Raw genomic sequence first — 25,660 nt, forward strand, 5'->3', positions numbered from 1 at the left:
TGCCGCGACGTGCCGAGATGAAGGCGTGGTCCCCCGTTCCTCCGTCCGGTTCGCCGGTCGCGGCGCCGCTGAGAAGGCGCGCGAGCACGCCGCGCGCGCTGAGGAGCTGCGCCGCGAGCTGACCCGGGTGGAGCGCGAGCAGCGCAACTGGGAGGCCGGTGCGCAGGGCGAACGGCTCGTCGCCGAGGCCCTGGCCGTGCTGGAGGCGGACGGCTGGACGGTCCTGCACGACGTCCGCTGGCCCGGCCGGCAGCGCGCCAACGTCGATCACGTCGCGATCGGCCCCGGCGGGGTCGTCGTGGTGGACAGCAAGAACTGGACCGGGGCGGTGTCCTTCCGCGACGACGAGCTGCGCGTGGGCGGGCGGTCGATGGCGAGGGAGCTCACCGGGGTCGCGGCTGCGACGTCCGCCGTCGCCACGCACGTGCCCGCCCGGCACCGCCGCGACGTGCTCGGCGTGCTGTGCTTGGTGCAGCAGCACGTCCCCGCACGGGAGGTGGGTGCGGTCACCGTCGTCGGCCGGGACGCCGTCGCGGACCTGCTGCGGGCCCTGCCGACGGTGCTGGGACCGCGCGAGGTGGACCGGGTCGTCGACGTCCTGGCGAGGGAACTCACGGGAGAACCGCTGGACGAGGCGCTCACCACCGTCGCCGTGCCCGCGCAGCGTGCGGCGGCGCGACGCCCGGCTCCGGTGCGCTCGCAACCGCGCAGGCCGGTGCGGCGGCGCCGTCGCGCGGTGCTCGAGGCGCTGCTGCGCGCCGTGCTGGCGGTGGCGGCCCTCCTCGTCGTCGCGGTGGTGCTGGCTCTGCTCAGTGTCCCTTGAACGCCTCCGCCAGCCACCACGAGCCCCCGTCGTCCGCGATCTTCGCGTCGATCAGGAACGGCCCGCTGCGGGGTCCGGCGAGCCAGGCGTCCAGCGCGTCGAGGTCGGCGACCGTGCGCACGACGGCGCCGTCGAACCCGTACCCGCGGGCGGCGGCGGCGAGGTCGGTGTCGGGGAACGTCACGGTGGAGGTGTCCGCGCCGGAGGGGCCGAAGTGGTGCACCTCGGCGCCGTACGCGGCGTCGTCGTAGACGACGACCACGAGCGGCAGCCCGAGGCGCACCACGGTCTCCAGCTCGGCGGCCGCCATGAGCAGGCCGCCGTCGCCGGTGCCGAGCACGGGCAAGCGGCCGGGTTGCGCCAGCGCGGCACCGATCGCGGTGGCCAGCCCGAGTCCGACGGACTGGAACGCCTGGGTGAAGCAGAAACCCCGCTCGTCGGGCACCGTCAGGTAGGCGCTGGGGTAGCCCATGAAGTTGCCGGAGTCGATCGCGACGACGCGCTCAGCCGGCAACCGCCGGTCCAGCTCGCGGCTGAGGACCCGCGGGTCGATGGCCGTGGCGGTCGACAGGTCCGGGGTCTCGACGTCGGCCCAGCGCCCCTCGCGGGCGATGCGGTCGGCGACCTCCGGGCTCCGGTAGCCCCGCACGGGTTCGCCGAGCTCCTCCAGCAGCGCGGAGGCCGTCTCGGCGACATCGCCCAGCACGCCCAGGTCGATCGGCCGGTTCGCGCCGAGCGCGGCGTCCTCCACGTCGACCTGCACGACACGCGCGTCGTCCCCGATCAGGGTGCCGTGCCGCATCGTCCACATGTTCAGCGTGCAGCCCCAGCCGACGATCAGGTCGGCGCCGCGCACGAGGTCCGCGGTGGTGGGTGAGGAGAAACCCCCGGAGATCCCCAGGTCGAACTCCTCGCCGTGGAACAGGCCGTTCGCGACGGCGGACGTCGCCAGCAGCGCCCCGGTGCGCTCCCCCAGTTCCCGCAGCACCGGCCCGGCGGAGCGGGCACCGCGGCCGGCGACGAACACCGGCCGCTCGGCGGCGCGCAGCAGCGCGGCCAGTTCCGCGACGGCACGTCGGCCGGGCCGCACGGGATGCGGCTGCGGGACCGGGGGGACCGGGTCCGGGGTGCCGTCGGGGGCGGGCTGCGCCTGGACGTCCAGCGGGAGGTTCAGCACGACGGTGCGGCGCTCGTTGCGGGCGGTGCGCACGGCCCGCACCACGTCGGCGACGGCGCTGTGCGCCGAGTGGACGCGTTCTGGCACCGCGCCGACGCTGCGGGCCAGCGCGTCCTGGTCGATGCGGAAGTTCGACCGCACCGCGGGACCGGCCGTGTCGGCGGTCAGGACGATCAGCGGGGTGCGGGACTTCGCGGCCTCCGCGATGCCCGTGACCGCGTTCGTCAGCCCGCACCCCTGGTGGGTGGTGACGACGGCGAGCTGTCCGCTGGTGCGGGCGTACGCGTCGGCCATCGTCGCCGCCCCGCCCTCGTGGCGCGCGGCGGTGAACGGCACCCCGTGCGCCACGAGGGCGTTGGTGACGGCGAAGTTCCCGCTGCCGACGACGCCGAACGCGCGGGCCACGCCCAGCTGCGCGAGGACCCGGCCGACGAGACCGGCGACGGTGCCGTCCACCCTCAGGACCGCTCGACAAGCGCCAACACCCGCGCCGGGCTGCCGGTGCCGCCGACCACGGGCAGCGGCGCGACGACCACCACGGCACCGGTGACCGGCAGCCGGTGCAGGTTCTGCAGCTGCGTCAGGCCGTACTTGTCGGCGCCCAGCAGGAAGTAGTGGGCGGGGAACGCCGGGTCGAAACCCCCGGCTGCGCCGGCGTCGATCCCGACCGTCTCCACGCCGTACCCGGAGACCGCGGTGTTCTCCGCGAGCCAGCGCGCGCCGGCGGCGGAGATCCCGGGGGTGTGCGGGCCGGACTCGTCGGCGTTGAGGAACTCCTCCTGCGAACCCGAGCGGGCGCTCCAGCCGGTGCGGAAGAACACCCAGCCGCCGGCGGGGAAGGGCCCGTGCTCGGCCTCCCACGCCTGCAGGTGCTCCGGTTCCAGCAGGAAGTCCGGGTCGGCCTGCGCCTGCGCCGTCCCGTCCACGACCGCGACAGGACCGATGAGGCGCGACGGCGCGATCCGGTCCACCGACAGCCCGTCGCGGCCGCTGATCCAGTGCACGGGGGCGTCGAGGTGGGTGCCGGTGTGCTCACCGGTGTGGATGTCGTTCCACGCCCACGCGGGGCCGGCGTCGTCGAAGTCGCTCACCGGTTCCAGGTTCAGCGGGATCGTGTTGGCGAACGGGGCGGGCAGCTGCAGCACGGGGGTGTCCGGGCTCAGCGGCGCCGTCAGGTCGACGACCTCCACGTCGCCGGTGGACAGCGCGGACAGCAGGGTGGTCAGGGTGCTCACGGTCGGCCTCCCGGGGCTCTGGGTGGGCGCATCGTGGCAGACGCGCACCCGGGGGCGTCGTGGGGCCGCGTCAGCTCCGGCGCCGCAGCAGCCGTGCGGTGGTCTGACGGCGCCGTTCGCGGGCCAGCAGCGTGGCGGCGACCAGGTGCCCGGACCCGGCGCCCAGGCCCGCGCCGGGGTGGGTGGCCGCCCCGATCTGCCACAGCCCCGCCACGGGCGCGCGGTGCCGGCCCCAGGAGGCCACCGGCCGCCACACGTAGCTCTGGTCCAGCTGGGCGGAGCCGCCGTACGGGTCCCCGTCGCCGGCGTTGGGGTTGTAGCGCTGCAGGTCCACCGGGGTGATGACGTCCACGCCGAGGACCGACTCGCGCAGGCCAGGGGCGTGGCGCTCGATGCGGCCCAGGACGCGGTCGGCGTACCCGGCGGCCAGCTCCTGCGTCCAGCCGCCGGTGACGTCCAGCTCGCCGGCGGCGTCGCCGAGCGGGGAGAACGGCAGCTCCTGCAGCTGCAGCCACAGCGTCGCCGCGCCCTGCGGGGCGCGGGAGGGGTCGAGGACGTGCTGCTGGCCGACGACGACGGTGGGCCGGCGCGGCAGCAGCCCCGCGTCGGCCTCCGCGCACGCGATGCCGGTGCTGGCCGCGCCGTCGGACAGGTGCACCAGCGGCACCCGGCCCAGCCGGGGGTCGTTCCAGTCCAGCGGCCGCGACAGCGCCACGTGCACCTGGGCGGCGGCGCGCCCCCACCGCACCCGCTGCGCGTCCCGGCGCACCCGTTCGGGCACGACCTCCGGCGGCAGCAGCCCACCGGCGTACAGGGCGGGCGCGGACACCGACGCCAGCACCGCCCGCCGCGCGCGCAGCACCGTCCCGTCGGCGAGCACCACGCCGCGGGCGCGGCCGTCGGTCACCTCGACGCGGCGCACCTCGGCGCCGGTGAGCACGGTCGCGCCGCGCTCGCGCAGCAGCGCGGCGAAGGCGTCCACGAACCGGCTGCTGCCGCCGCGCACCACCGGCATCCCCGCGGCGTGCAGGGTGGCGGCGAACACCGGGACCATCGCGCCGCCGGAGGCGTGGTCCGGGGACAACCCGGCGTGCAGCAGCCACGGCACCCACAGGTGGTCCACCTCGCGGCCGCGGAACTCGCGCTGCACGAAACCCCGGCCGCTGGTGACGGCGTCGCGCAGCCACGCCTCGCTGCCGCGCGGGCCGTTGCCGCGCAGCAGCCCCAGCAGGGAACCCACGGCGGCCGGGGAGCGCACGGGCCCGCCCAGCAGGCCGCCCAGCGCGGCGGCGCTGCGGCCGAACCTCGCCAGGTGCGCCAGGTAGGCGTCGCGGTCCTCGGCGTGCTCGAACGCGGCCGCGGTCTCCTCCGGGTCGCGGTGGGCGAGGGTGACGCGGCCGTCGTCGGCGACGCTGGCCGTCAGCGGCCCGTCGGTGTTGGCGTACTCCAGCCCGTGCCGGTGCAGGTCCGCCCCGAGGGCGGCGTACGCGCCGCCGGTGACGAACAGCGGGTGCCAGAAGGAGTAGGAGTCGTGCACGTGCCCGGGCACCGTCCGCTCCGCGGAGCCCGTGAACCCACCGAGGACGGGGTTGCGCTCCAGCAGCGCCACCGACCACCCGGCACCGGCCAGTTCGGCCGCGGCGACCATGCCGTTGACCCCGGACCCCACGACGACCGCGTCGAACTCGTCCGGGGCCCCGCTCGCCGTCGACATGCACGGAGGGTAGGCGCCCCGCTGCCGGGGCACCAGGGTCCGCGGCGGTTCCCGGCCGCCTGCCGCCCACCCGGGCATAATCGCCGCATGAGCGCGCACGGGAACGACGTCCGCACCGGGAGCCCGGGCAGCGAGGTCCCCCGCAGCGCGGTCGGCCCGCAGGAGGGCGACCTGGAGCGCGCGATCGCCGCGCAGGTGCGCGCGTACCGCAGCGCGGCGGGGATCTCGGTGGCGGAGATGGCCGAGCGGGTCGGGATCTCCAAGGCGATGCTCTCGAAGATCGAGAACGCGCAGACCTCGTGCAGCCTGACGACGCTGGCGCGCCTGGCCGCCGGGCTGGAGGTCCCGGTGACGGCGCTGTTCCGCGGCGTGGACGCCGAGCGCGACGCCGTGTTCGTGCCCGCCGGGCACGGCGCGCAGATCGTGCGGCGCGGCTCCCGCCAGGGTCACCTGTACGAGCTGCTCGGTGCGCTGCGCGGCCCGCACAAGCGCATGGAGGCGGTGCTGGTCACGCTCACCGAGGCCAGCGAGGTGTTCCCGCTGTTCCAGCACCCCGGTACCGAGATCCTCTACGTGCTCGAGGGGGTCGTGGTCTACGGGCACGGCGAGTCCAGGTACACGATGCGCCCCGGGGACGCGCTGCAGTTCGACGGGGAGGGCCCGCACGGGCCGGAGGAGCTCGTGGAACTGCCCGTGAAGTTCCTCTCGGTCACCGCGTACGGGGAGCACTCCCCCACGTCGTGAACCTCACGCGGGCGCGGTGAGCAGCTCGGCCAGCGCGTCGGCCAGCGCGAGCGCACCGGCCTCGGCGTCGGGGTCCTCGACGTGCTCGGCCGGCGAGTGCGACACCCCCGTCGGGTTGCGCACGAACAGCATGCCCGTGGGCACGTGGTCGGCGAGGACTGCGGCGTCGTGCCCCGCGCCGGTGGCGAGCACCGGCGCACCGGGCAGCACCTCGCGCAGCCGTTCGCGCAGACCCGGGTCGAAGTGCGCGGTGGGGCTCAGCGACTCCTCCGTGACCGTGGCCGTGCAGCCCTCCACGGCGGCGGCGTGCTGCGCGCGGCGGGTGATCTCGGCGACGACGGCGGCGGTGACGTCGTCATCGGGGTGGCGCACGTCCAGCCACGCGTCGACGCGGCCGGCGATGACGTTCGTCCCGCCCGGGACGGGCACGATCCGGCCGACGGTGGCGCGGGCGCCGTCGTGCTGCCGCGCGACGTCGCGGACGGCCAGGACCGCGGCGGCAGCGGCGACGACGGGGTCGCGCCGGTCGGCCATGAGGGTGGCGCCGGCGTGGTTGCCCTCCCCGGTGATCGTCAGCCGCCAGCGGCCGTGCCCGAGGACGGAACTGGCCACCGCGACGGGGGCGCCGAGGTCGATGAGCCCGCGGCCCTGCTCGACGTGCAGTTCGAGGAACACCCCGATGCGGGACAGCGCCTCGTCGTCACGGCCGACGTGGCGGGGGTCGAGTCCGGCGGCGCGGGCGACATCGGCGAACGACGTGCCGTCGGGATCAGTGAGGTTCAGCGCACGCTCGGGGGCCAGGGCCCCGGTGAGCAGGCGAGAACCCAGGCAGGCGACACCGAACCGGGAACCCTCCTCCTCGGGGAACACCGCGATGCCCAGGGGTCGGGCGGGGGCGAACCCCCGCGCACGCAGGTGGTCCAGCGCCGCCAGGGAGGACGCCACGCCCAGGGGGCCGTCGAACGCGCCGCCGCCGGGGACGGAATCCAGGTGGCTGCCGGTGACGACGGAACCCGTCAGCGGTGCACCGGCGGGGTTCCACCACGCCCACACGATCCCGTTGCGGTCGGTCTCGACGTCCAGGCCGCGGCGCTGCGCCTGGTCGGTGAACCAGTCCACCAGGTCGCGCTCGGCGGTGGAGAACACCGGACGGGAGTAGCCGCCGCGCGAGGCATCGCGGCCCGTGCCGGCGATGTCGCCGAGCAGCCCGGCGACGGAGGCGACGCCGGTGGGGGCGGTCAGCTCAGGCACCGGCACGCACCGCCCCGACGCGGAACCGCTCCGGTGCTGCGGCGGCGCCGGTGGCGACGTCCGCGGCGATCTCGCCCAGCAGCGGTGCGAACTTCGCCCCGTGCCCGGAACACGGGGACACGACGGTGATCCCGTCGGTTCCGTCGATCACGAAGTCCTCCGTGGGGGTGTTGGTGAACAAGCACGTGGTCTCCGCGTACGGCTCGGGCACCAGGCCCGGCAGGTAGCGGCGCACGTAGTCCACGACGCGGGCGCGGTTGGCGCCGTCGACGTCGCCGGACTGCTTCGAGGCGGAGCCGATGGAGCGGCCACCGTTGTACTCGGCGACCTTCTGGCCGCGGAACCCCGCGTCACGGCCGCCGGGCAGCGCGTACACCTGGATCTCGGGGACCTTGTGGATGAGGGTCGGCCAGGTGCCGTGCGGGTGCTCGTCGCGGTACGGGAAGTGGAACGCGTTCTCCTGCATGACCTCCAGCGCGGGGAACGCGTCGAGGAAACCCGGGGGCAGCGGCAGCTCGCCGAGCAGGTCGGGCAGCCAGCCGCCGGCGGAGACGACGACGTGCCCGGCATCGATCGAGCGGCCCCGCGTGGAGCGCGCGGTGAAGCCGGTGGGCGTGCGCTCCAGCCGTTCCAGGGGCCAGCCGGTGAGCACCCGCGCACCCTTCGCCTCCGCGAGGGCGACCATGGCGCGCACGGTGCTCTCGGCGTCGATCACCGCGCCGCCGGGCTGGTGCAGCACCTCGCCGTCGACGACGAGCTGCGGCCAGCGCGCGCGGGCGGCGTCCGCGTCGAGGAGTTCGTGCTCGACGCCCACGGACTCCAGCACCCGCGCCAGCGCCCTCGGGTCGCGGCCGGAGCCGTGGTCGAGGGCACCGGTGGGGGTCAGCAGCGGGGCGCCGTGCAGGCGCTCCAGCTCCCGGAAGCCGGCGGCGGCGCGCACCACCATCTCGACGTAGTCGCGCTCCGGGTAGGCGTAGCGGAAGATCCGCGCCGAGCCGTGGGAGCTGCCGTCGTGGGCGGCGGGCTCGGTGCGCTCCACGAGCGTCACCTCGTGACCGCGCTCGGCGAGCTGCCAGGCGGTGGCCGCCCCGGCCAGCCCGGCACCGACCACCAGGTACTGCGAACTGCTCACGAGACGACTCCTCCGCCCTCGGCGCCCACCACGCCGATCTCCAGCACGCTTCCTCGGCACCGCGCCGGACCGCGCACGAGGTCCAGCGCCACCACCCTCTCACCGCCCGCCGCGACGCCCTCCCCCTCCAGCAGGAGCAGCGCCGTCGTCGGTTCCACCGGCCCGTCCACCGTGCGCACCAGCACCGTGACGCGGCACCGCGTGCGCTCGGTCATCACGTTCACCGCACGGGTCGACCCGTGCGGCAGTGCCGCCGTGACGCTCGCCTCCCCGGCGAACCGCACCGGGGTTCCGGGGTCGACGCGGGTGGTGCGCCCGTCGACGGTGAGGTCGACGGGCGCGTCCACCGGCGTGAACACCCGGTCCACGCCGGGGAAGGCGGAGAACTCCCCCGCCTCCCCCAGCGTCGCCACGCTCACCCGCCAGCCGTCTCCCGCCGCGGCCCCGGGTGCCGGGTGCAGCTGCCGCGTCATGCCGCGGCCGTTGCGCCAGGGCTCGTCGCGTGCGGCCTCGTACCGCACGAGGCCCGGTGCGGGGTTCAGAGCCCCTGGCCCGGGATCCACGACGTGCCGGCCAGCGGCAGCCGGGCCATGGCCGCCGCCTCGATGCTCAGCGCCACCATGTCCTCCGGTTCGAGGTGGTGCAGGTGCGCCTTGCCGCAGGCGCGGGCGATGATCTGCGCCTCCATCGTCATCACCCGCAGGTAGTTCGCCAGGCGGTGCCCGGCGGCCACCGGGTCGAGGCGCTGCTGCAGCTCGGGGTCCTGGGTGGTGATGCCGGCGGGGTCCTTCCCCGCCTGCCAGTCGTCGTAGTAGCCGGCCGCGGAGCCGAGCTTGCGGTACTCCTCGTCCAGGGCGGGGTCGTTGTCGCCCAGGGCGATGAGCGCGGCGGTGCCGATGGCGACGGCGTCGGCGCCCAGCGCCATGCACTTGGCCAGGTCGGCGCCGTTGCGGATGCCGCCGGAGACGACCAGCTGCACCTCGCGGTGCACGCCCATCTCCTGCAGCGCCTGCACGGCCTGCGGGATCGCGGCGAGGGTGGGGATGCCGACGTGCTCGATGAACACGTCCTGCGTGGCGGCGGTGCCGCCCTGCATGCCGTCGACGACGACGACGTCGGCGCCGGCCTTCACGGCGAGCTTGACGTCGTAGTAGGTGCGCGAGGCGCCGACCTTGACGTAGATCGGCTTCTCCCAGTCGGTGATTTCCCGCAGTTCGCCGATCTTGATGGCGAGGTCGTCGGGGCCGGTCCAGTCGGGGTGCCGGCACGCGGAGCGCTGGTCCACGCCCACCGGCAGGGTGCGCATCCCGGCGACCCGCTCGGTGATCTTCTGCCCGAGCAGCATGCCGCCGCCGCCGGGCTTGGCGCCCTGGCCGAGCACGACCTCGATCGCGTCGGCGGCGCGCAGGTGGTCGGGGTTCATCCCGTACCGGGAGGGCAGGTACTGGTAGACGAGGTGCTTGGACTGCCCACGCTCCTCCTCGGTCATGCCGCCGTCGCCGGTGGTGGTGGAGGTGCCGACCTCGCTGGCGCCGCGCCCCAGGGCCTCCTTCGCCCGCCCGGACAGGGCGCCGAAGCTCATGCCCGCGATGGTGACGGGGGTGGACAGGTGCAGCGGGAACTTCGCGTTCCTCGAACCGAGGACCACGTCGGTGTCGCAGCGCTCGCGGTAGCCCTCCAGCGGGTAGCGGGACATGCTCGCACCCAGGAACAGCAGGTCGTCGAAGTGCGGGAGCTTGCGCTTGGCGCCACCGCCGCGGATGTCGTAGATGCCGGTGCGCGCGGCGTGCTGGATGGCGGCGATCGTGGCGCGGTCGAAGGTGGCGGACTCGCGCAGGCCCTTGGCGGCCAGTTCCCCGGGGGTGGAGTCGATGGGCACGGGGTTCTCCTCAGTCGTCCGGTTCAGTACGCCGAGGCGTTGTCGACGTGGAAGTTGTAGAGCGTGCGGGACGAGCCGTAGCGGGTGAAGTCGGCCGGGTCGTCGTCCCGGCCGGCGGCGGTCAGGAGCCCGGCCAGCTCGGCCAGGTGCTCCTCGCGCATCTCCTTGCGCACGCAGTCCGCGCCGAGGGAGGCCACGGAACCCTGGACGTAGATGCGGGCCTCGTAGATCGAGTCGCCGAGCGCGTCGCCGGCGTCGCCGCACACGACCATCCGGCCGGCCTGCGCCATGAATCCGCTCATGTGGCCGACGTTCCCGCCGACGACGATGTCCACCCCCTTCATGGAGATGCCGCAGCGGGCCGCGGCGTTGCCGTCGACGACGAGCAGGCCGCCGTGGGCCGTGGCGCCGGCGGACTGGGAGGCGTCGCCGTGCACGTGCACGCGCCCGGACATCATGTTCTCCGCGACGCCGACGCCGGCGTTGCCGTGGACCTCGACGGTGGCGTGCTGGTTCATGCCGGCGCAGTAGTAGCCGACGTGCCCGTCGACCTCCACGGTGACCGGGCGGTCCAGGCCGACGGCGATGCTGTGCGCGCCGTTCGGGTGCAGGACCCGCCAGGCGGAGGTGTCGCCCTCCGGCAGGGCGTGCAGGCGGGAGTTCAGCTCCCGCACCGGCTCGTTCGCGAGGTCGACGACGACCGGTGCGGGGACCTCGACCTCAGCGGTCTCGAGGAGGTGCTCGGTCAGCGTTCCCATGCGTACACCACTTCCGGCTCGGGCTCGAAGATGCGGGCGGACTCGATGCCGGGCAGGCCGGCGAGGTAGCGGTACTCGGACGCCACGGCGACCCAGGCGTCGGTCTCGGCGACGACGGCGGGCTTGCAGGCGATGGCGTCGCGCACGACGGCGAAGGAGTTCCCGGTCGCGACGAGCAGCGTGTAGAACCCGTCGAACCGCTCGCACAGCAGGCGCAGCGCCTTCTCCACGTCGGCGCCCTCGGCGAGGTGCTTGGCGACGAACCGCGCGCCGACCTCGGTGTCGTTCTGGGAGTCGAAGGCGATGCCCTCGGCCATCAGCTCGCGGCGGATGGTGGCGTGGTTGGAGAACGAGCCGTTGTGGACCATGCACTGGTCCGGCCCGACGGAGTAGGGGTGCGAGCCGGTGGAGGTGACCGCGGACTCCGTCGCCATGCGGGTGTGGGCGACGCCCTGGTACCCGGTGGCATCGGCGAGGCGGAACGTGGTGGCCAGTTCGTCGGGGTGGCCGGTGCCCTTGAGCACGGCGAGGGCGTCGCCCCGGCTGGTGACCACGGCGCCCGGCAGCGCGGCGCGCACCGCGGCCTCCAGCACTTCGGGGGAGGCGGGGGCGGAGAACACGCTGGTCTGGCCGGCGGCGCGGAACTCCACCGGCCCGACGCCGGCGGCGTCCAGCAGCGCGGCGGCCCGCTCGGCGGGGACGGGGGCGTCGATGACGCAGACGGTGGAGCGGCCCGCCGGGGTGAGGGCGGGATCGCCGTAGAGGCCGACGCCCGCGGCGTCGGTGCCGCGCTCGGCGGCCTGGCAGAGCATGGACTGCAGCAGCGAGCCCAGCTGGGGGTGCAGTGCGCGATCGCGCAGGTGCAGACCGGCGATGCCGCACATCAGCGTCCTCCGGGGGTGGTCGGGGTGTGTGTCTTCATAGTAGCCGATGTTTCCTGTCAGTGTCCAGCGGGTCAGACCGCGGTGAGGTAGCGGTCGACCTCCCAGGAGGTGACCCGGCTGTGCCAGGAGTAGAACTCCTCGCGCTTGAGCTCGGCGTAGTAGCGCGAGACGCCCGCGGCGGGGTCGACGGCGTCCAGGACGCCGGCCACGACCGGGTCGGACTCGAGGGCGTGCACGGCGTCGAGCAGCGTGCGCGGCAGCAGCGGCGCCCCCTGCGGGCGGGCCCCGGGGGCACCGGGGTCCAGGGCGCGCCGCACGCCGTCCAGGCCGGCACCCAGCGCCCCGGCGGCGGCCAGGTGCGAGCTGGCCGCGCCGTCGCCGGCGCGCAGTTCCACCCGGTTCGCGTCCGGGACGCGCACGAGGTGGGTGCGGTCGTTGCCGCCGTAGGTCGCCGCGCGCGGCGCCCACGTGGCTCCCGACGCCGTCGAGGTCGCACCGGTGCGCTTGTAGGAGTTCACCGTGGGGGCGATGAGCGCCTGCAGCGCCGGGGCGTGCTGCAGCAGCCCGGCGACGAACCCGTACCCGGTGGCCGACAGCCCCAGGCCGTGCGGGTCGTGGCCGGCGCCGACCGGGAAGCGCGTCCCGCCACCGGCCTCCTGCGTGCCCCACAGCGACAGGTGCAGGTGCATCCCGCTGCCGGTGCGGTCGGTGAAGGGTTTCGGCATGTAGGTCGCGATCATCCCGCGCTGCTCGGCGAGCATCTGGATGACGTAGCGCAGCGTCGTGACGCGGTCGGCCGTCGTCAGGGCGTCGGCGTAGTGGAAGTTCTGCTCGAACTGCCCGTTGCCGTCCTCGTGGTCGCTGGCGTAGGGACCCCAGCCCAGCTCGTCCATGGCGTCCGAGACCGCCGCGAGGTGGTCGTACATCCGGGTGACACCACGGGTGTCGTAGCAGGGTTGATCGGCGTCGTCGGAGGCGTCCGCCGTCACGAGCCGGCCATCGAGACCGCGCTTGACGAGGAAGTACTCGACCTCGGCACCCACCGAGAGGCTCAGCTCCAGCTCGGCCGCCCGGCGCAGCTGCTCGCGCAGGATCACCCGGGGCGCGTAGGCGTACGGCACGCCGTTCACGTGCGGGTCGCAGTGCACCATCGCCAGGCCGGGGCGCACGAACGGCAGCGGGGTGTAGGAGGAGAGGTCGGGGACCGCGACGACGTCCGGGTCGGCGGGGACCTGCCCCATCGCGCCGGCGGCGTAGCCGGCGAAGCCGCAGCCCTCCGCCTCGAGCTCGTCGGCCGCGGAGACCGGCACGAGCTTCGAGCACGGCTTGCCGGTGAGGGTGGTGAAGGTGGCCAGGAGGTAGCGCACGCCGTCGGCGCGGGCCATGCTCGCCAGGGACTGCGTCGCTCCGGGGCTCAGCGCCGCCACGGGGTCCGCGTGCACGACGGGGGTGGCGGTGCCCGAGGGCCCGCCCTCGGCCACGGCCAGGTCTGTCACGGGTGCGGTCACGGGGTCCTCCTTGGACTGTCTCACCTGGGGTACCTTCATCTACTGACAGTAGACAGCACCGGTGTTTCAACGGCGTTTCGCGCTCGTTCCCGCCCGGTATCGCCTCGCCCGCGGGCCGCCGCGGCGCCCCGGGCGCCCGGAAACGAAGTTGTAACGAGCGCGTCCTCCCGCCGTAACGGGTGCTCTTGTTTACTGACAGAGGACGCCGTATCGCCCCAGTGGGTGAACCGCTGTCCTCGACGCACCCCGGAACCCGCACCCACCCTCCCAGAGGAGCACCCCCGTGCAGATCACGAAGACGCCGTTCCGCGTGACCCCGGACGCGTGGAAGAACCTCCCCAAGATGGACGAGCCGGAGTTCGCCGGCACCGAGGGGTACATCGGCGACGTCTACGCCAACCCGGACGGCTCGCCGATGGCCTCCGGCTACTTCGAGCTGCACCACACCGACGAGCCGCTGCGCTACGAGTACACCTACGACGAGATGAAGGTCGTCCTGGAGGGTGAGTTCCGCCTCGAGGACGCCGACACCGGCCAGGTCCTCATCGCCAGGGCCAAGGACGCCATCTTCTTCCCCAAGGGCAGCACCATCCTCTTCTCCACCCCCGACCGGGCCCTGGCGTTCTACGTGGGTCACCGCACCTTCGCCCCCTGACCGGACCGCCCCCGCCCCGCCAGGCACCGCGGGGACCAGCTGCTCGCAGTGACGACCGGAAGGATGCCCCCGTGCCCACCAGCGTCCCCGTCTGGGACAGCGCACCACCCGAGGTGGACGTCACCGGCCGCTCCTACGCGGTCCTGTCCTTCGGCGCGCAGGCCCACGAGGTCACCCGCGCGTGGATCGAGCAGCTGCGCCCCCTCGGGGGTCCGCTGGGCACAGCGTCAGGCCGGCGGTGCCCGCGTCGGCTGGCGCCTCTGCGTGGCGGGTCCCGAAGCGGACGTGCTGGCCACCTGCGCCGTGGTGCGCGCACAGGGAGCCGTCGATGCGGAGATCACCGCCCACGCGGTGAGCACCGACCGCAAGAACGTGCTGTGCACCCACTGCAGGAGCACCACGTCGACCGACGCGGACGTGGGCGCCACCTGCCCCTGCTCCGGTTGCGGCAGGGAACTGCTGGTGTACCACCACGTCTCGCGCCGGCACGCCGGTTACATGGGCTTCATGGCCGATGCGGAGGAACAACCGTGACCCTGACCACCGCGCTGACGTCCCCCCCGGGACCGCAGGACCCCGGCGCGGGCGCCACCCCCGCAGCACCACCGCCGGGCCGCCGCACCGGCAGCGACCCGTTGCAGCTGCGCGTGGTGGACGTCCTGCAGGCCGCACCCGACGTGCGCACCGTCGTGCTGGCCGCGCTCGACGGCAGCCGACTCCCCTCCTTCACCCCCGGCAGCCACCTGGTGCTCACGTGCGGGCAGCGGCGCAACGCGTACTCGCTGACCGGCCCCACGATCGAGCCGGCCACGTACTCGATCTCCGTGCTGCACCAGCGCACGGGCCGTGGCGGCAGCGCCTGGGTGCACGCGCAACTGCACCCCGGCGCGGTCGTCACCGCCTCGGTGCCGCGCAGCGCCTTCGCGCCCGTGCTCACCGCCCGCCACCACCTGCTCGTCGCGGGCGGCATCGGCATCACCGCGATGCTCTCGCACGTGCGCGCCGCGCTGCAGTGGAACCGCTCCTTCACCCTGCTCTACAGCTACCGCCCCGGTCACGGCGCGCACGTGCAGGAGCTGCGCCGGCTGTGCGGGCAGCGGCTGCACGAGGTGCACGGGCGTGTCGCCACCCGTCGCCACCTGCAGGAAGCCCTGGCCGGGCAACCCCTGGGGACGCACGTCTACACCTGCGGACCCAGCGCCCTGATCGACACCGTCCAGCAGTGCGCCGCGGCAGCCGGCTGGCCGGCCGAGCGCGTGCACGCCGAACGGTTCGCCGTGGACGAGCTCCCCCCGGGCGAACCCTTCACCGCCCGGCTGACCTCCTCGGGGCGGGCGATCCACGTCCCCAGCGGCACCAGCCTGCTCGAAGCCCTGGAAGCGGGAGGGGTGGACGTCCCCAGCCGCTGCCGCCAGGGCGTGTGCGGGGAGTGCCGGCTGACCGTCCGCTCCGGGCGCATCGAGCACCGCGACCTCTACCTGAACGCCGAGGAGCGCGCGGCGAACGACAGCATCATGGCGTGCGTGTCCCGCGGCGCCGACGAGACCGTGGAGATCGACCTGTGACCACCACCGACCACGCCCGTGCGCCGTTGCACGAACGCATCGCGACCTTCCCCTGGCCCTTCCCCGCCCGGCACTACCGGTACTCCACCAACGTGGAACCCGCGCTCCACCGCGCTGCGACCGCTGCGGGGTCCTGGGGCGGGCGCATCGTCGACATCGACGGCGACCACCACGACGAGCTGCGGCAGCGTGCGGCCATCCTGCGCGCCGACCCCACCCGGCACGCCGTCCTGCCGCACATGGTGCCTGCGACGTGGGACGCGATGCTGCTCATCATGCGCGAACTGGCCACCGCGTACCCCGGCAGCATGCACCTGCAGCACGGGGAGGGCGGCTCCTGGACCTGGCGCAACGACCTGCTGGGCCGGCAGCACACCTTCGTCGTGGGGGACGAGTCCACCCTGCCCACCAGCCCGCTGCTCTACATCGGCGAGCAGGTCCAGGAGGACCTGGTCCTGCTGGACCAGCGCGAGGAGCACCTGTGGGGCGATGCCGGGCTGGTGACCTTCGCCGCGGACTGGTCAATGAACTTCGACGTGGGCATGAGCTTCCTGCAGATCCACGGCCCGGTGCCCCGCGTGCACGAGGAGGGGATCATCCCCCGCGCCGAGCAGTTCCTCATGCGGCTGCAGCCCGGGCAGCCGTACCGGCGCACGAACTGGACGATGAGCGTCGACCACCGGCTGGACACCTCCACCGAGACCTACCCCGAGTGGGGACGTGACCGCCGGCTGCTCAGCAGAGACGACATCGGGCACCGCCTGCACCTGCGCGTGGAGGTCCAGCACCTGCTGCGCCTGCCCCACAGCGGCTGCATCCTCTTCCTCATCCGCTCCTACATGATGTCCCTGGAGGACCTGGCCACCGTGCCGGAGTGGCGCGCCGGCTTGGCCTCGGTGCTGCAGGAACTGCCGCAGGACATGGTCGACTACAAGGGTTTGACCCGCTACCGGGACGACGCCGTCGCCTGGTTGCACGCCGCCGGGTGAGTGGCGACGCCCGGCACCGGCGGCTCGCCGGCCGCAGCAGTTCCCCGTCGACGACCGCCCCGGGGGAAACGTCGCCGCAACACGATCGAGCCCGGATCTTCACGGTCACGTAGTTGCCGTGAAACACGCACCGCGTCTACTGACATTAGACATCATCTCCTGAGCAGATGAGCACTCAGCGAGGGTGTGCAGGCACGACTCCCACCGCAGTCGACGAGGAGGGTTCCCCGTGACCCACGCCGAAACGATCGACAGGCCGGCCGCCGAGGTCCTCGCCCCGCGCCGGACCAGCGTTCCGACCTGGACCGACCGCCTCCCCCCGCTGGACACCTCGGGACGGCAGCACCTGGTCATCACCGTCGGCGCGGGTGCGGCGGAGGCCGCCGACCGGTGGCGTCGGCAGGCGGCGGACACGGGCGAGCAGATCCACGTCCTGCACCTGCAGGAACTCCACCCGCGACGCCGCCCGGAGGTGCTGGAAGCCTTGACGCGCCTGCGCGTGGGAGCACGGATCGCCGTCGCGGGTGACGAAGCGGACGTGCTGGAGGTCGGCACCTGGTGCGCGGGCGCCGGCGTCCTCCCCGAGGAGCTGCTCACCCACGCCGTCTCCCGAGACGTGATCGCCGTCTTCTGCGTGCACTGCGAGAACACCCGGCGCGTGCGCTCGCAGCCGGGCGAGCTCCTGACCTGCACCGGGTGCGGCAGGCGCATCGAGGTGCACGAGCACGCCTCCCGGTACCGGGGCAGCTACCTGGCGTCCGCGATCGACAGTGCGGAGGGAGCGTGATGCCCTCCCCGAGCCTCGCCCCGAGCACTGCCGCAGGCAGCACCACGGCAAAACCCGTGCTCACGGTGCGCGTGGTCCGCATTGACGAGTTGACCAGCACCGCGCGGCAGTTCGTGACGGTGCGCGCGGACGGACGGGCCCTGCCGGACCACGCCCCCGGCAGCCACGTCGTCGTCACCGCCGGTTCGAAGCGCAACGCCTACTCGCTGACGGGGTCCGGCATCGCACCGGCCGACTTCCGCTTCTCGGTGCTGCGCCGCGGCGACGGCGGTGGATCGGACTGGTTGCACGAGAACGTCGCGGTCGGTGACACGCTGCGGATCCAGGGGCCGGTCAGCGCCTTCGCCCCGGAGTTCTCCGCGCGCAAGTCCCTGCTCATCGCCGCCGGCATCGGCGTGACGCCGGTGCTCTCGCACCTGCGGGCCGCCCGGGCGTGGGGACGGGACGTGGAGGTGGTCTACGGGTACCGCGCGGGCGCCGCTGCGCACCTGGAGGAGGTGCGTGAACTGTCCGGGCCGCACCTGCACGAAGCGGTGGGTCGACGGGCGCTGCGCGAGGTCGTGCGGGAACGGCTCGACGACCAGCCGTGGGGCACCCACGCCTACGCGTGCGGACCACCGGCCGTGCTGGACCTGTTCGAGCAGCAGGCCCACAGGTCGGGGTGGCCGCCGGCACGAGTGCACCTGGAACGCTTCGTCGCACCCGAACTCGATGCCGGCAGGGCCTTCACCGCCGTGCTGCGCCGCAGCGGGAAGCGGCTGCAGGTCCCCAGCGGCACGAGCCTGCTGGAAGCAGCTCTCGCCGCCGACGTCCCCATCGCCAACATGTGCCGCCAGGGCGTCTGCGGGCAGTGCGTGGTCGCCGTCACCGCCGGCCGCGTGGAGCACCGCGACGCCGTGCTCGCCCCCGACGAGCGGGAGACCCACACGCAGATGCTCGCCTGCGTCTCACGCGCCGCCGACGACCGTCTGGAGATCGACGCATGAGTGACCTCACCCGCCTGCCGTGGCCGTTCAGCCCCGGCGAGCGCGCGTTCCGCTACGCCGTCAACGTCGAGCCCGCCAGGCGCCGTGTCGACACCCCGGCCGGGCACTGGGGTTCCCACGTCGTCGACCTGGGGGACGACTACCTGGAGCAGATGGCCCTGCGGCGCGAGGTCCTGGCCCGCGACCCGGGCCGCCGGCAGGTCCTCCCCCACATGGAGCCGGCGTGCTGGGACATGCTGCTGTTCCTGGTGCGTGAACTGGCCGCCTCCTACCCGGAGACGATGCACCTGCGCCAGGACGGGCAGGACCTGCACTGGCGCAACGACCTGCTCGGCATCGAACGCCGCTTCACGCTGGGCGACCGCACGGGTCTGGGCGTGGACCCGTTGACCTTCATCGGCTGCCAGGTGCCCGATGACCTCCTCATGGTCAGCGACCGCGGCGGACGGTTGTGGTTCGACGCCGCGCTGGTGACCTGGGCGGCGGCGTGGTCGGTGAAGTTCGACGTCGGCATGAGCCTGGAGGAGGTCCACGGGCCCGTGCCGCGCCTGAACGAGGACGGGACCACCAGCAGGGCGACGCAGTTCATGCGCCGGTTGACCCCGGACGTGGTGTACCGCAGGGTCAACTGGACCTTCTCCGCCCACGGCTCACCCCTGCGCGACATCAGCCTGGAGACGAAACCGCAGTGGGACGCGGACATCCCCCGGCTGATCGTCGACGGTGACTACGGACGCCTCCAGCTGCGCATCGAACTGGAGCACCTGACCCGCCTGCCGCTCAGCGGTGCGCTGACCTTCAACATCCGCACCTACATGGCACCCCTGGCGGAGATCGCCACGATCCCGGAGTGGAGGGAGCAGCTGGCCGCGGTCGTGGAGGAACTGCCCCAGGACATCGCCGACTACAAGGGCATCAGCGCGTACCGCCACCAGGCCGTGGATTGGCTCCGCCGCGCCTCGGCAGACCACCTCGTCACCACCTGACCGCCCCCGCACGTCGAAAGGACCTGCGCATGAACGCTGCAGACACCGCCTGGATCCTCGCCGCCTTCACCGCGGTGAGCCTCATGGTGCCCGGACTCGCCCTCTTCTACGGGGGCATGACGTCCGTCAAGAGCACCCTGAACATGATGATGATGGTCCTGGGGGCGGTGGCCGTGGTCGCCGTCCTGTGGGTGGCCTTCGGCTACTCCGCCGTCCTGGGGAACTCCTACGGGGGGCTCGGCCTGCTGGGTGACCTCGGCGAGTACGCCGGACTCGGCCAGGTGCTGGCCGAGGACCCCGACGCCGCACTGCCACCGGCGCTCGTCGCGGCGTTCCAGGCGCTGTTCGCCTGCATCACCGTGGCGCTGCTGGCCGGTGGTGTCGCCGACCGGATGCGGTTCGGCAGCTGGCTCGTGCTCGCCGGGCTGTGGGCCGCGCTGGTCTACTTCCCCGTCGCGCACTGGGTGTTCGCCTTCGACTCCGCCGACGGTTCCGTCCTCGGCGGGTGGATCGCCAACGACCTGGCCGCCGTCGACTTCGCCGGCGGCACCGCCGTCCACGTCAACGCCGGCATCGGCACCCTCGCGGTCGTCCTCGTCCTGGGCAAGCGCCTGTCGTGGCCGCGAACCCCTCGTCCGCACAACCTCCCCACCACCCTGCTCGGCGCGGGCATCCTGTGGTTCGGCTGGTTCGGGTTCAACGGCGGCTCGGCCCTGTCGGCGGGCAACAGCGCGGCCGTCGTGGTCCTCACCACGTTCTGCGCGAGCTGCAGCGGCCTGCTGGGCTGGCTGCTCGTGGAGCGCCTGCGCGACGGCCACGCCACCACGCTCGGCGCGGTCTCGGGGATCATCGCCGGTCTCGTCGCCATCACCCCGGCGTGCGGCGCCGTCAGCCCGGTCGGGGCCCTCGTCGTCGGTGCGGTGGCCGGGGCCGTCTGCCCGCTGGCCATCGGGCTCAAGCGCCGGTTCGGCTACGACGACGCGCTCGACGTCGTCGGGGTGCACCTGGTGGGCGGGGTCGTCGGAACGCTGCTCGTCGGGTTCCTCGGCACCTCCGACGCACCCAGCGGCCGCGACGGCCTCCTCTACGGCGGCGGGTTCGGGCTCCTCGGGGTGCAGGCGGCGGCGGTGGGTGCGGTGCTCGCCTACTCCTTCGTCGTGACCCTCCTGATCGCCCTCGTGCTCGACAAGACGATGGGGCTGCGCCTGCCGGCGGAGGCCGAGGAGGCCGGGGTGGACCTCAGCGTGCACGCCGAGACCGCGTACGACCTCGCCCCGGCCGGTGCCGGGGTGCCCGAGGCTCCGGCCGTCCCCGGCGCGCACGAACGCCTCACCGCCCACCCGACCCGCCCGGAGGTCCCGGCGCAGCCGGCGGCCGCGGCACCCGCCGTCGGCGCGCACGGGGAGGGGTGAGGACACCGTGCAGCTCGTCACCGCCATCCTCAGGCCGCACGCGCTCGACGGCGCCAGGACGGTCCTGCAGGCGTTCGGCGTCCGGGGCGTGACCGTTTCGGAAGCCAGCGGCCACGGCCGCCAGCGCGGCCACACCGAGGTCTACCGCGGTGCGGAGTACACCGTCGACCTCGTCCCCAAGGTGCGCCTGGAGGTCCTCGTCGAGGACGTCGACGCGCCCGCCGTGGTGGACCTGCTCGTCGACAGCGCCCGCACGGGCCGCATCGGCGACGGCAAGGTGTGGACGGCCCCCGTCCACGACGTCGTGCGCGTCCGCACCGGGGAGCACGGCGCGGCCGCCCTCTGACCGCGGCGTGAGGGGCCACCCCGGCGGTGGCCCCTCACGCCGCCGCGGCAGCCGCCCCCGGCACCCGCAGCCGCCACTGCCCGCCGTGCCGCTGCACCTCCGCCACGACCAGCGTCCGCGCCCCCTCGGGCGCGACCACGTCGGCGAGCGCCAGCACCGACCCGTTCGGCGCCCGGAGCGCCAGCACCAGCGGGCCCGCCTCCGCGAACGTCGACCCGGCCGGCGCCTCGGCGAGGAGCACCACGCGCTGCACGTCGGCCGGGGAGGCGTCCAGGTGCAACCACACCTCCGCCTCCCCGGCGGTGTCGACGTCCAGCACGACGGTGCCGTCCAGGGAGGCGCGGGTGGTGCGCAGCACCGCCCCCAGCGGGAGACCGAGCGCGTCGGAACGCTGCACGGCGACGCCCACGGGGTGCGCGGCGCGCGCCCACCGCAGGTCCAGCAGCCACGGGCGGCCGCTGGGCGGCAGCTCGAGCTCGTCCCCGGGAGCGAGGACCCGCCGGTCCGCCGGTGCGGCAGCTGCCGGCACGGCGGCGCGGCGGGACGCGCGCGGCCGCGGTGGGGGCGGCTCGGTGGAGCAGCGCGTCAGCGGCAGGTCCAGGTCGCGGTCCGCAGCGGCGCGCAGCGCGTGGCGCAGCACCTCCACGAGGACGCGCGTGTCGTCCTCCGCGTCGTGGGCGCGCAGCTGCTCCACCCGCCAGTGCGCGGCGAGGGTCGCCAGCTTCAGGTCCGGCACGGGCAGGTCGAGGCGCTTGGCGAGGTTGCGCGTGCACAACCGCTGCTCCACGGCGAGCTCCACCCCGGCGCGGCGCATCTCGGCGGCCACGAAGCCCCAGTCGAAGACGGCGTTGTGGGCGACGAAGACCCGCCCGGCCAGCAGGTCCGCCAGCTGCTCGGCGACGTCGGCGAACAGCGGCGCGCCCCGCAGGCGTTCGGCGGTGATCCCGTGCACGTGCACCGGGCCGGGGTCGCGCTGCGGGTCCACGAGCGTGGACCAGGACGACTCCACCTCGCCGTGCTCGTCGAGGAGGGTCACCGCGACCTGCACGACGCGGTCCTTCGCGGCGGAGAAGCCGGTGGTCTCCACGTCCAGGGCCGCGTAGCGGTGCGGGTAACGCGCACCGATCGACGTCGGGTCCGGGGGGTCCTCCGGGAGGACGGGTCCGGGGTGCAGCGACGTCATGGTGGAACTCCTAGCGTGGGGAAGTACCACGACGGTGCCACGCCGGTCGGACACGCGGTGGGCAACGACACGGCCCGTGTTCTCCCGCACCCCCGCGCGGTGACGTAGCGTCCACCGGTGAACACGATCCCCGACCCGCTGGAGGTCGGTGCCCGCGTCGCCGAGCTGATCGCCACCGGCCGGCGCGTCTCCACCTACAAGCTCGCGGTCCTCTCCGCGCTCGTGCAGCACTGCCTGGAGCACCCCACCGCACCGGACGCACCGCTGCGGGTGCCGATCGAGGACCTCGCCGACCGCGTCGTCGACCTGTACTGGCCGCAGGTGCGCACCTTCTCCGAGGTGGGCGTCCTGCGGCAGAACGAGCAGTCCGGGCGCTCGCTGCCCGACGTGGTGCGGGAGCTGCGCACCGCCGCGGAGGCCGCCGGGCTCACCACCCCCGCCCAGCTGCGCGCCACTGAGCCCGCCCTCCACACCCGGCACCGCCGGGCGATCGCGCAGACCCTCGCCCGGCAGCCCCTGTTCGCCCTCCAGCGCACCGGCACCTCCGCCCCCGGCGCACCCTTCCTGTACGACGACACCTGGCTGCACAAGAAGACGACCGTCGCCGAGCTCGACGCCCACGGCTGGAGCATCGACCTGCACCCGGGTGTCGCGACCGCCCTGGCACGCACCGCCGGGCTGCTGCAGCCGGTCCTGCAGCAGTGGTGGGTCGCCGACGTGCAGCGCATGAACGCCGCGGAGCTCGACGCCCCCGACCTGCACGGCTTCCTGTTCGGCGCCGCACGCAGCGCCGTCGCGCGCCTCGCGCCGGCGCTCGCCGACCTGCAGGACGGTCGCTGCTTCTACTGCGCGGGGACGCTGCGCACCGGCACCCACGTCGACCACGTCCTGCCCTGGTCGCGCGTCGCCCTCGACGGGGTGGTGAACCTCGTCGCGGCCGACGCCCGCTGCAACCTCGCCAAGTCCGCGACCCTGCCCGCCGTGGACCACGTCGTGCGGGCCCTCGCGCGTCCTGACGGGGACCTGCACGCGGTCGCCGGTCCCCTGCGCTGGCCGCTGGAGCGCGAACGGGTCGCCGGTGTCGCCGTCGGCCTGTACGGCACCAGCCCGGTGGGCACACCCCTGTGGCGCGCACCGGGCGTGTTCGACCTGCTCGACCCCACCGACGCCGCCCGGGTCGCCGCCTGAGCCGGCGGGTTTCCACAGCCGAACGGGTGAGGTCAGCGGCCGCCGGACCGTGCGCCCTACCGTCCCCGCGTGCACCCCGTCACCCGCACCCCGCTCGTGTGCGCCGCTGCCGCCGCGGCGATCGCGCTCCTCGGTGCGTGCGGGGCGGAGGGACCGGCGGATCGGCAGGCGGCACCGCTCCCCTCCGCCACGAGCACCGCGACCGGGTCCGCGTCACCGGCAACGGCACCAGGACCCGCCGCGGCCCCGACCCCGACGGCGCCCGCCCTCCCGCGGCCGACGTTCGAGGCGACGGGTTTCACCGAGGACGACGCCATCGCGTTCGCGGGGCACTACCTGGCCGTCCTGAACTACGCCCACGCGACCGGCGACTCCGATGCCATCCGCGGAATCAGTGAACCCGATTGCGGAGCGTGCCGAGACGATGCGGAGGTAGTGGACGTTGCACGAATGAAGGGAATCACCTGGGAGAACCGGGAGATCCGATTTCGGTCAGCCTACATCGAACACTTCGACCCGCAGTTCGGTGAGGCGGGTGTCCAACTGGAGATGGATGTCCCGACAGGCCGCTTGGTAAACGCGGATGGCACGACGCTTGCAGACTTCCAGCGCATGGAGTTCGGTGGTCTGATGCAGTTGAAGTTCCATCACGGACGCTGGTGGGTCTGGGAGATGCCTCGATGACTCGACGAGTACACGTGTCAACCTTGGTACTGGCACTGGTCTCCACGGCCATCGTTTCGACCAGTATTCAAGCGACAGCAGCTCCCCGAGGTCCTTCGTGGGGTAGTTCGGTCGACGATTCGAATGTGGTAGTCAACGGATCGAGCGCAAGGCCCGGAAGGTACTACGCAGGATCTACGGAATCGGCAGGACGCAACACTCCCGAAACCCCCACCCGCGAGCACATCCTCACCTCCCCCTGCGCCGGGCCCGACGAGCCCCGCGCCGGCGCAGATGCCGCCTGCAGCGCTTCCGCTCTCTGCGGTCCCGGCGAGGTGTTCCTCACGGACTGGAGCCGACCGGTGGGCGGGGCGGGGCCGTGGCAGCGAGGCGGGAGTTCCTGTCGTTCCACGGCGACCGCGACGGGCCAACCCGTCGTCCTGCCGACGATCACGGTGGCGGACGTGCGCCGCGTCGGCCTGCCGCCGTCCACCGCGAGCCTGCAACCGGCGGGCGGCGATGTGGTGCTGAACATCCCGGTGAACGTGTACGCACAGGCCGCACCGGTGACCCTGGACGTCCAGGTGCTGGGTTTCCCGGTGATGATCCGCGCGACCCCCGAGACGTTCACGTGGACGTTCGGCGACGGCGCCTCGCTGGGGCCCACGACCGATCCGGGCGCCGCCTACCCGGCGATGACGACGACGCACACGTACACCCGACCGGGCACCTACCCGGTGACGCTGACGACGACCTACTCCGCGGAGTTCTCGGTCGCCGGCCTGCCGTTCGAGCCCGTCGACGGCACCGTGGACGTCGACTCACCCGCCGCGACCCTCACCGCGCACGCCGGGACGACCGTCCTGACGCGCTGAGGTCCTGGGCGGCGCGTCCGCGGAAGCTGCGGGCCCCTCAGCTCAGCGGGCCGGTGCTGGACCGCTCGACGAAGCGGACGGGCGGGCCGGGCTGCGGGCCGGTGCGTCCGCGCAGCAGCAGGTCGAGCACCGCCCGTCCCAGTCGCACGCCGTGCTCGTGCACGTCGGGGCTCAGGGCGGACAGGGCGGGCACGGCCAGCTCGCACAGGGCCGAGTCGTCGCACGCGAGCAGGCTCACCCGGCCGGGCACGTCGACTCCGCGGTGGACCAGGTCCTCCAGGGCGGCGACGGCCATGACGTCGTTGTCGAAGACCAGTGCCGTCGGCGGGTCCGCGGCGGCCAGCAGTTCCCGTGCCGCCGCGGCACCGCGCGGGCCCGTGTAATCGGCCTCGACGAGCCGGATCTCCAGGCCGCTCCGCTCGGCCTCCTCGAGCATCGCGGCGGTGCGCTCACGGGTGTGCACGAGGTCGCCAGGCCCGGCGACGCGGCCGATGACGCGGTGCCCGTGCGAGGACAGCAGCCGCAGCGCGGTGCGCATCGCGCCGGCGTCGTCGGTGAGGACGCTCGCGAACCCCTCGTCGGGGTGGTGCCCGGCCAGGACGGTGGGCAGGCCGATCCCGCGCAGCGCCCCGGGACGCACGTCTCCCGCGGTGAGGTTGACGACGACGACCGCTTCGACGGTGCCGTGCTGCGCCCAGCGCCGGTAGGTGGCGACCTCGTCGGCGACGTCGGCGACGACGAGCAGCAGCACGCTGCGACCCTGCGGCCGCAGCTGCGCCTCCATCCCGGCGATGAGTTCCATGAAGAACGGCTCGACGCCGACGCGGGGGGCGCCGCCGGCCAGCACGAGCCCGATGAGCCCGCTGCCCGGCACCGCCCCCGGCGTCCTCCCCGGCGTCCTCCTCGGCGTCACGCGCCGA

Annotated in this window: 26 protein-coding genes; 14 read left to right on the forward strand and 12 right to left on the reverse strand. The window is 74.0% G+C overall.

Annotated elements, in window-relative coordinates:
* Positions 1–25: 25 nt before the first annotated feature.
* A complete protein-coding gene (locus ACRYM0_RS02715) occupies positions 26–823 on the forward strand; it encodes a nuclease-related domain-containing protein (protein WP_432501872.1) in 798 nt (265 codons plus the stop codon).
* Here the strand turns inward: ACRYM0_RS02715 and ACRYM0_RS02720 are convergent.
* The 3 genes from ACRYM0_RS02720 to ACRYM0_RS02730 all read right to left on the reverse strand — a co-directional run bounded on the left by ACRYM0_RS02720 (position 810) and on the right by ACRYM0_RS02730 (position 4,949).
* Positions 810–2,456 carry a thiamine pyrophosphate-binding protein gene (locus tag ACRYM0_RS02720; protein ID WP_432501874.1) on the reverse strand — a complete coding sequence of 549 codons (1,647 nt, stop codon included), beginning with the start codon at positions 2,454–2,456 and terminating at the stop codon, positions 810–812. The two genes, ACRYM0_RS02715 and ACRYM0_RS02720, sit on opposite strands and share 14 nt — an antisense overlap.
* 2 nt (positions 2,457–2,458) lie before the next feature.
* Positions 2,459–3,235 (reverse strand): cyclase family protein, encoded by a 777-nt coding sequence (locus tag ACRYM0_RS02725; RefSeq protein ID WP_432501876.1) that lies wholly within the window; start codon positions 3,233–3,235, stop codon positions 2,459–2,461.
* Positions 3,236–3,305: 70 nt separating this feature from the next.
* Positions 3,306–4,949 (reverse strand): phytoene desaturase family protein, encoded by a 1,644-nt coding sequence (locus ACRYM0_RS02730; protein WP_432501878.1) that lies wholly within the window; start codon positions 4,947–4,949, stop codon positions 3,306–3,308.
* An 87-nt stretch (positions 4,950–5,036) separates the two neighbouring features.
* On the opposite strand from ACRYM0_RS02730, the gene ACRYM0_RS02735 reads away from it, so the two are divergent.
* A complete protein-coding gene (locus tag ACRYM0_RS02735; protein ID WP_432501880.1) occupies positions 5,037–5,693 on the forward strand; it encodes a helix-turn-helix domain-containing protein in 657 nt (218 codons plus the stop codon).
* A gap of 3 nt (positions 5,694–5,696) precedes the next feature.
* Here ACRYM0_RS02735 and ACRYM0_RS02740 read toward each other — a convergent pair whose 3' ends face one another.
* The 7 genes from ACRYM0_RS02740 to glnT all read right to left on the reverse strand — a co-directional run bounded on the left by ACRYM0_RS02740 (position 5,697) and on the right by glnT (position 12,982).
* Entirely contained in the window at positions 5,697–6,935 is a 1,239-nt protein-coding gene (locus tag ACRYM0_RS02740; RefSeq protein ID WP_432501940.1) for an allantoate amidohydrolase, read from the reverse strand.
* Position 6,936: 1 nt separating this feature from the next.
* Complete coding sequence (locus ACRYM0_RS02745) at positions 6,937–8,076, reverse strand: FAD-dependent oxidoreductase (protein ID WP_432501882.1); 1,140 nt, start codon at positions 8,074–8,076, stop codon at positions 6,937–6,939.
* Complete coding sequence (locus ACRYM0_RS02750; RefSeq protein ID WP_432501884.1) at positions 8,073–8,639, reverse strand: HutD/Ves family protein; 567 nt, start codon at positions 8,637–8,639, stop codon at positions 8,073–8,075. The genes ACRYM0_RS02745 and ACRYM0_RS02750 overlap by 4 nt, the downstream gene beginning before the upstream one ends.
* Complete coding sequence (locus tag ACRYM0_RS02755; protein ID WP_432501942.1) at positions 8,615–9,949, reverse strand: FMN-binding glutamate synthase family protein; 1,335 nt, start codon at positions 9,947–9,949, stop codon at positions 8,615–8,617. Before ACRYM0_RS02755 ends, ACRYM0_RS02750 begins: the two co-directional genes overlap by 25 nt.
* A gap of 29 nt (positions 9,950–9,978) precedes the next feature.
* Positions 9,979–10,713: a GltB/FmdC/FwdC-like GXGXG domain-containing protein gene (locus tag ACRYM0_RS02760; RefSeq protein ID WP_432501886.1), complete on the reverse strand. Its 735-nt coding sequence runs from the start codon at positions 10,711–10,713 to the stop codon at positions 9,979–9,981.
* Positions 10,701–11,597, reverse strand: a complete 897-nt coding sequence (locus ACRYM0_RS02765; protein WP_432501889.1) for a class II glutamine amidotransferase domain-containing protein — start codon at positions 11,595–11,597, stop codon at positions 10,701–10,703. Before ACRYM0_RS02765 ends, ACRYM0_RS02760 begins: the two co-directional genes overlap by 13 nt.
* A 71-nt stretch (positions 11,598–11,668) precedes the next feature.
* Positions 11,669–12,982 carry a type III glutamate--ammonia ligase gene (gene glnT, locus ACRYM0_RS02770; RefSeq protein ID WP_432501945.1) on the reverse strand — a complete coding sequence of 438 codons (1,314 nt, stop codon included), beginning with the start codon at positions 12,980–12,982 and terminating at the stop codon, positions 11,669–11,671.
* A 406-nt stretch (positions 12,983–13,388) separates the two neighbouring features.
* Between glnT and ACRYM0_RS02775 the strand changes: the two genes are divergently transcribed.
* From ACRYM0_RS02775 to ACRYM0_RS02815, 9 genes are all read left to right on the forward strand, one after another.
* Positions 13,389–13,760, forward strand: a complete 372-nt coding sequence (locus tag ACRYM0_RS02775) for a cupin domain-containing protein (RefSeq protein ID WP_432486048.1) — start codon at positions 13,389–13,391, stop codon at positions 13,758–13,760.
* Positions 13,761–13,823: 63 nt separating this feature from the next.
* Positions 13,824–14,294: a dimethylamine monooxygenase subunit DmmA family protein gene (locus ACRYM0_RS02780; RefSeq protein ID WP_432501890.1), complete on the forward strand. Its 471-nt coding sequence runs from the start codon at positions 13,824–13,826 to the stop codon at positions 14,292–14,294.
* A gap of 101 nt (positions 14,295–14,395) precedes the next feature.
* Positions 14,396–15,325, forward strand: a complete 930-nt coding sequence (locus ACRYM0_RS02785) for a PDR/VanB family oxidoreductase (RefSeq protein WP_432501947.1) — start codon at positions 14,396–14,398, stop codon at positions 15,323–15,325.
* On the forward strand, positions 15,322–16,314 hold the full coding sequence (locus ACRYM0_RS02790; RefSeq protein WP_432501892.1) for a heme-dependent oxidative N-demethylase family protein: 993 nt from the start codon (positions 15,322–15,324) through the stop codon (positions 16,312–16,314). The genes ACRYM0_RS02785 and ACRYM0_RS02790 overlap by 4 nt, the downstream gene beginning before the upstream one ends.
* Before the next feature lie 229 nt (positions 16,315–16,543).
* Positions 16,544–17,101 (forward strand): dimethylamine monooxygenase subunit DmmA family protein, encoded by a 558-nt coding sequence (locus ACRYM0_RS02795; RefSeq protein WP_432501894.1) that lies wholly within the window; start codon positions 16,544–16,546, stop codon positions 17,099–17,101.
* Between the two features lie 71 nt (positions 17,102–17,172).
* Entirely contained in the window at positions 17,173–18,087 is a 915-nt protein-coding gene (locus tag ACRYM0_RS02800; protein WP_432501896.1) for a PDR/VanB family oxidoreductase, read from the forward strand.
* Complete coding sequence (locus tag ACRYM0_RS02805; RefSeq protein WP_432501898.1) at positions 18,084–19,073, forward strand: heme-dependent oxidative N-demethylase family protein; 990 nt, start codon at positions 18,084–18,086, stop codon at positions 19,071–19,073. The genes ACRYM0_RS02800 and ACRYM0_RS02805 overlap by 4 nt, the downstream gene beginning before the upstream one ends.
* A gap of 29 nt (positions 19,074–19,102) precedes the next feature.
* Positions 19,103–20,485: an ammonium transporter gene (locus tag ACRYM0_RS02810; protein WP_432501901.1), complete on the forward strand. Its 1,383-nt coding sequence runs from the start codon at positions 19,103–19,105 to the stop codon at positions 20,483–20,485.
* Positions 20,486–20,492: 7 nt separating this feature from the next.
* Positions 20,493–20,831 carry a P-II family nitrogen regulator gene (locus ACRYM0_RS02815; protein WP_432501903.1) on the forward strand — a complete coding sequence of 113 codons (339 nt, stop codon included), beginning with the start codon at positions 20,493–20,495 and terminating at the stop codon, positions 20,829–20,831.
* 34 nt (positions 20,832–20,865) lie between these two features.
* On the opposite strand, the gene ACRYM0_RS02820 is transcribed toward ACRYM0_RS02815, so the two are convergent.
* Positions 20,866–22,014 (reverse strand): exonuclease domain-containing protein, encoded by a 1,149-nt coding sequence (locus tag ACRYM0_RS02820; protein WP_432501905.1) that lies wholly within the window; start codon positions 22,012–22,014, stop codon positions 20,866–20,868.
* Between the two features lie 117 nt (positions 22,015–22,131).
* Here ACRYM0_RS02820 and ACRYM0_RS02825 point away from each other — a divergent pair, with 117 nt between their 5' ends.
* From ACRYM0_RS02825 to ACRYM0_RS02835, 3 genes are all read left to right on the forward strand, one after another.
* Positions 22,132–23,202, forward strand: coding sequence for an HNH endonuclease (locus tag ACRYM0_RS02825; RefSeq protein ID WP_432501907.1), 1,071 nt, complete (start codon positions 22,132–22,134; stop codon positions 23,200–23,202).
* Between the two features lie 69 nt (positions 23,203–23,271).
* A complete protein-coding gene (locus tag ACRYM0_RS02830) occupies positions 23,272–23,886 on the forward strand; it encodes a DUF6318 family protein (protein WP_432501909.1) in 615 nt (204 codons plus the stop codon).
* A gap of 443 nt (positions 23,887–24,329) precedes the next feature.
* Positions 24,330–24,740: a PKD domain-containing protein gene (locus tag ACRYM0_RS02835; protein ID WP_432501911.1), complete on the forward strand. Its 411-nt coding sequence runs from the start codon at positions 24,330–24,332 to the stop codon at positions 24,738–24,740.
* 37 nt (positions 24,741–24,777) lie between these two features.
* On the opposite strand, the gene ACRYM0_RS02840 is transcribed toward ACRYM0_RS02835, so the two are convergent.
* Positions 24,778–25,653 carry a LacI family DNA-binding transcriptional regulator gene (locus ACRYM0_RS02840; protein WP_432501913.1) on the reverse strand — a complete coding sequence of 292 codons (876 nt, stop codon included), beginning with the start codon at positions 25,651–25,653 and terminating at the stop codon, positions 24,778–24,780.
* Positions 25,654–25,660 lie beyond the last annotated feature (7 nt).

The sequence above is a fragment of the Kineococcus arenarius subsp. arenarius genome, assembly GCF_050871845.1.
In the GTDB taxonomy this organism is placed as follows: Bacteria; Actinomycetota; Actinomycetes; order Actinomycetales; family Kineococcaceae; genus Kineococcus.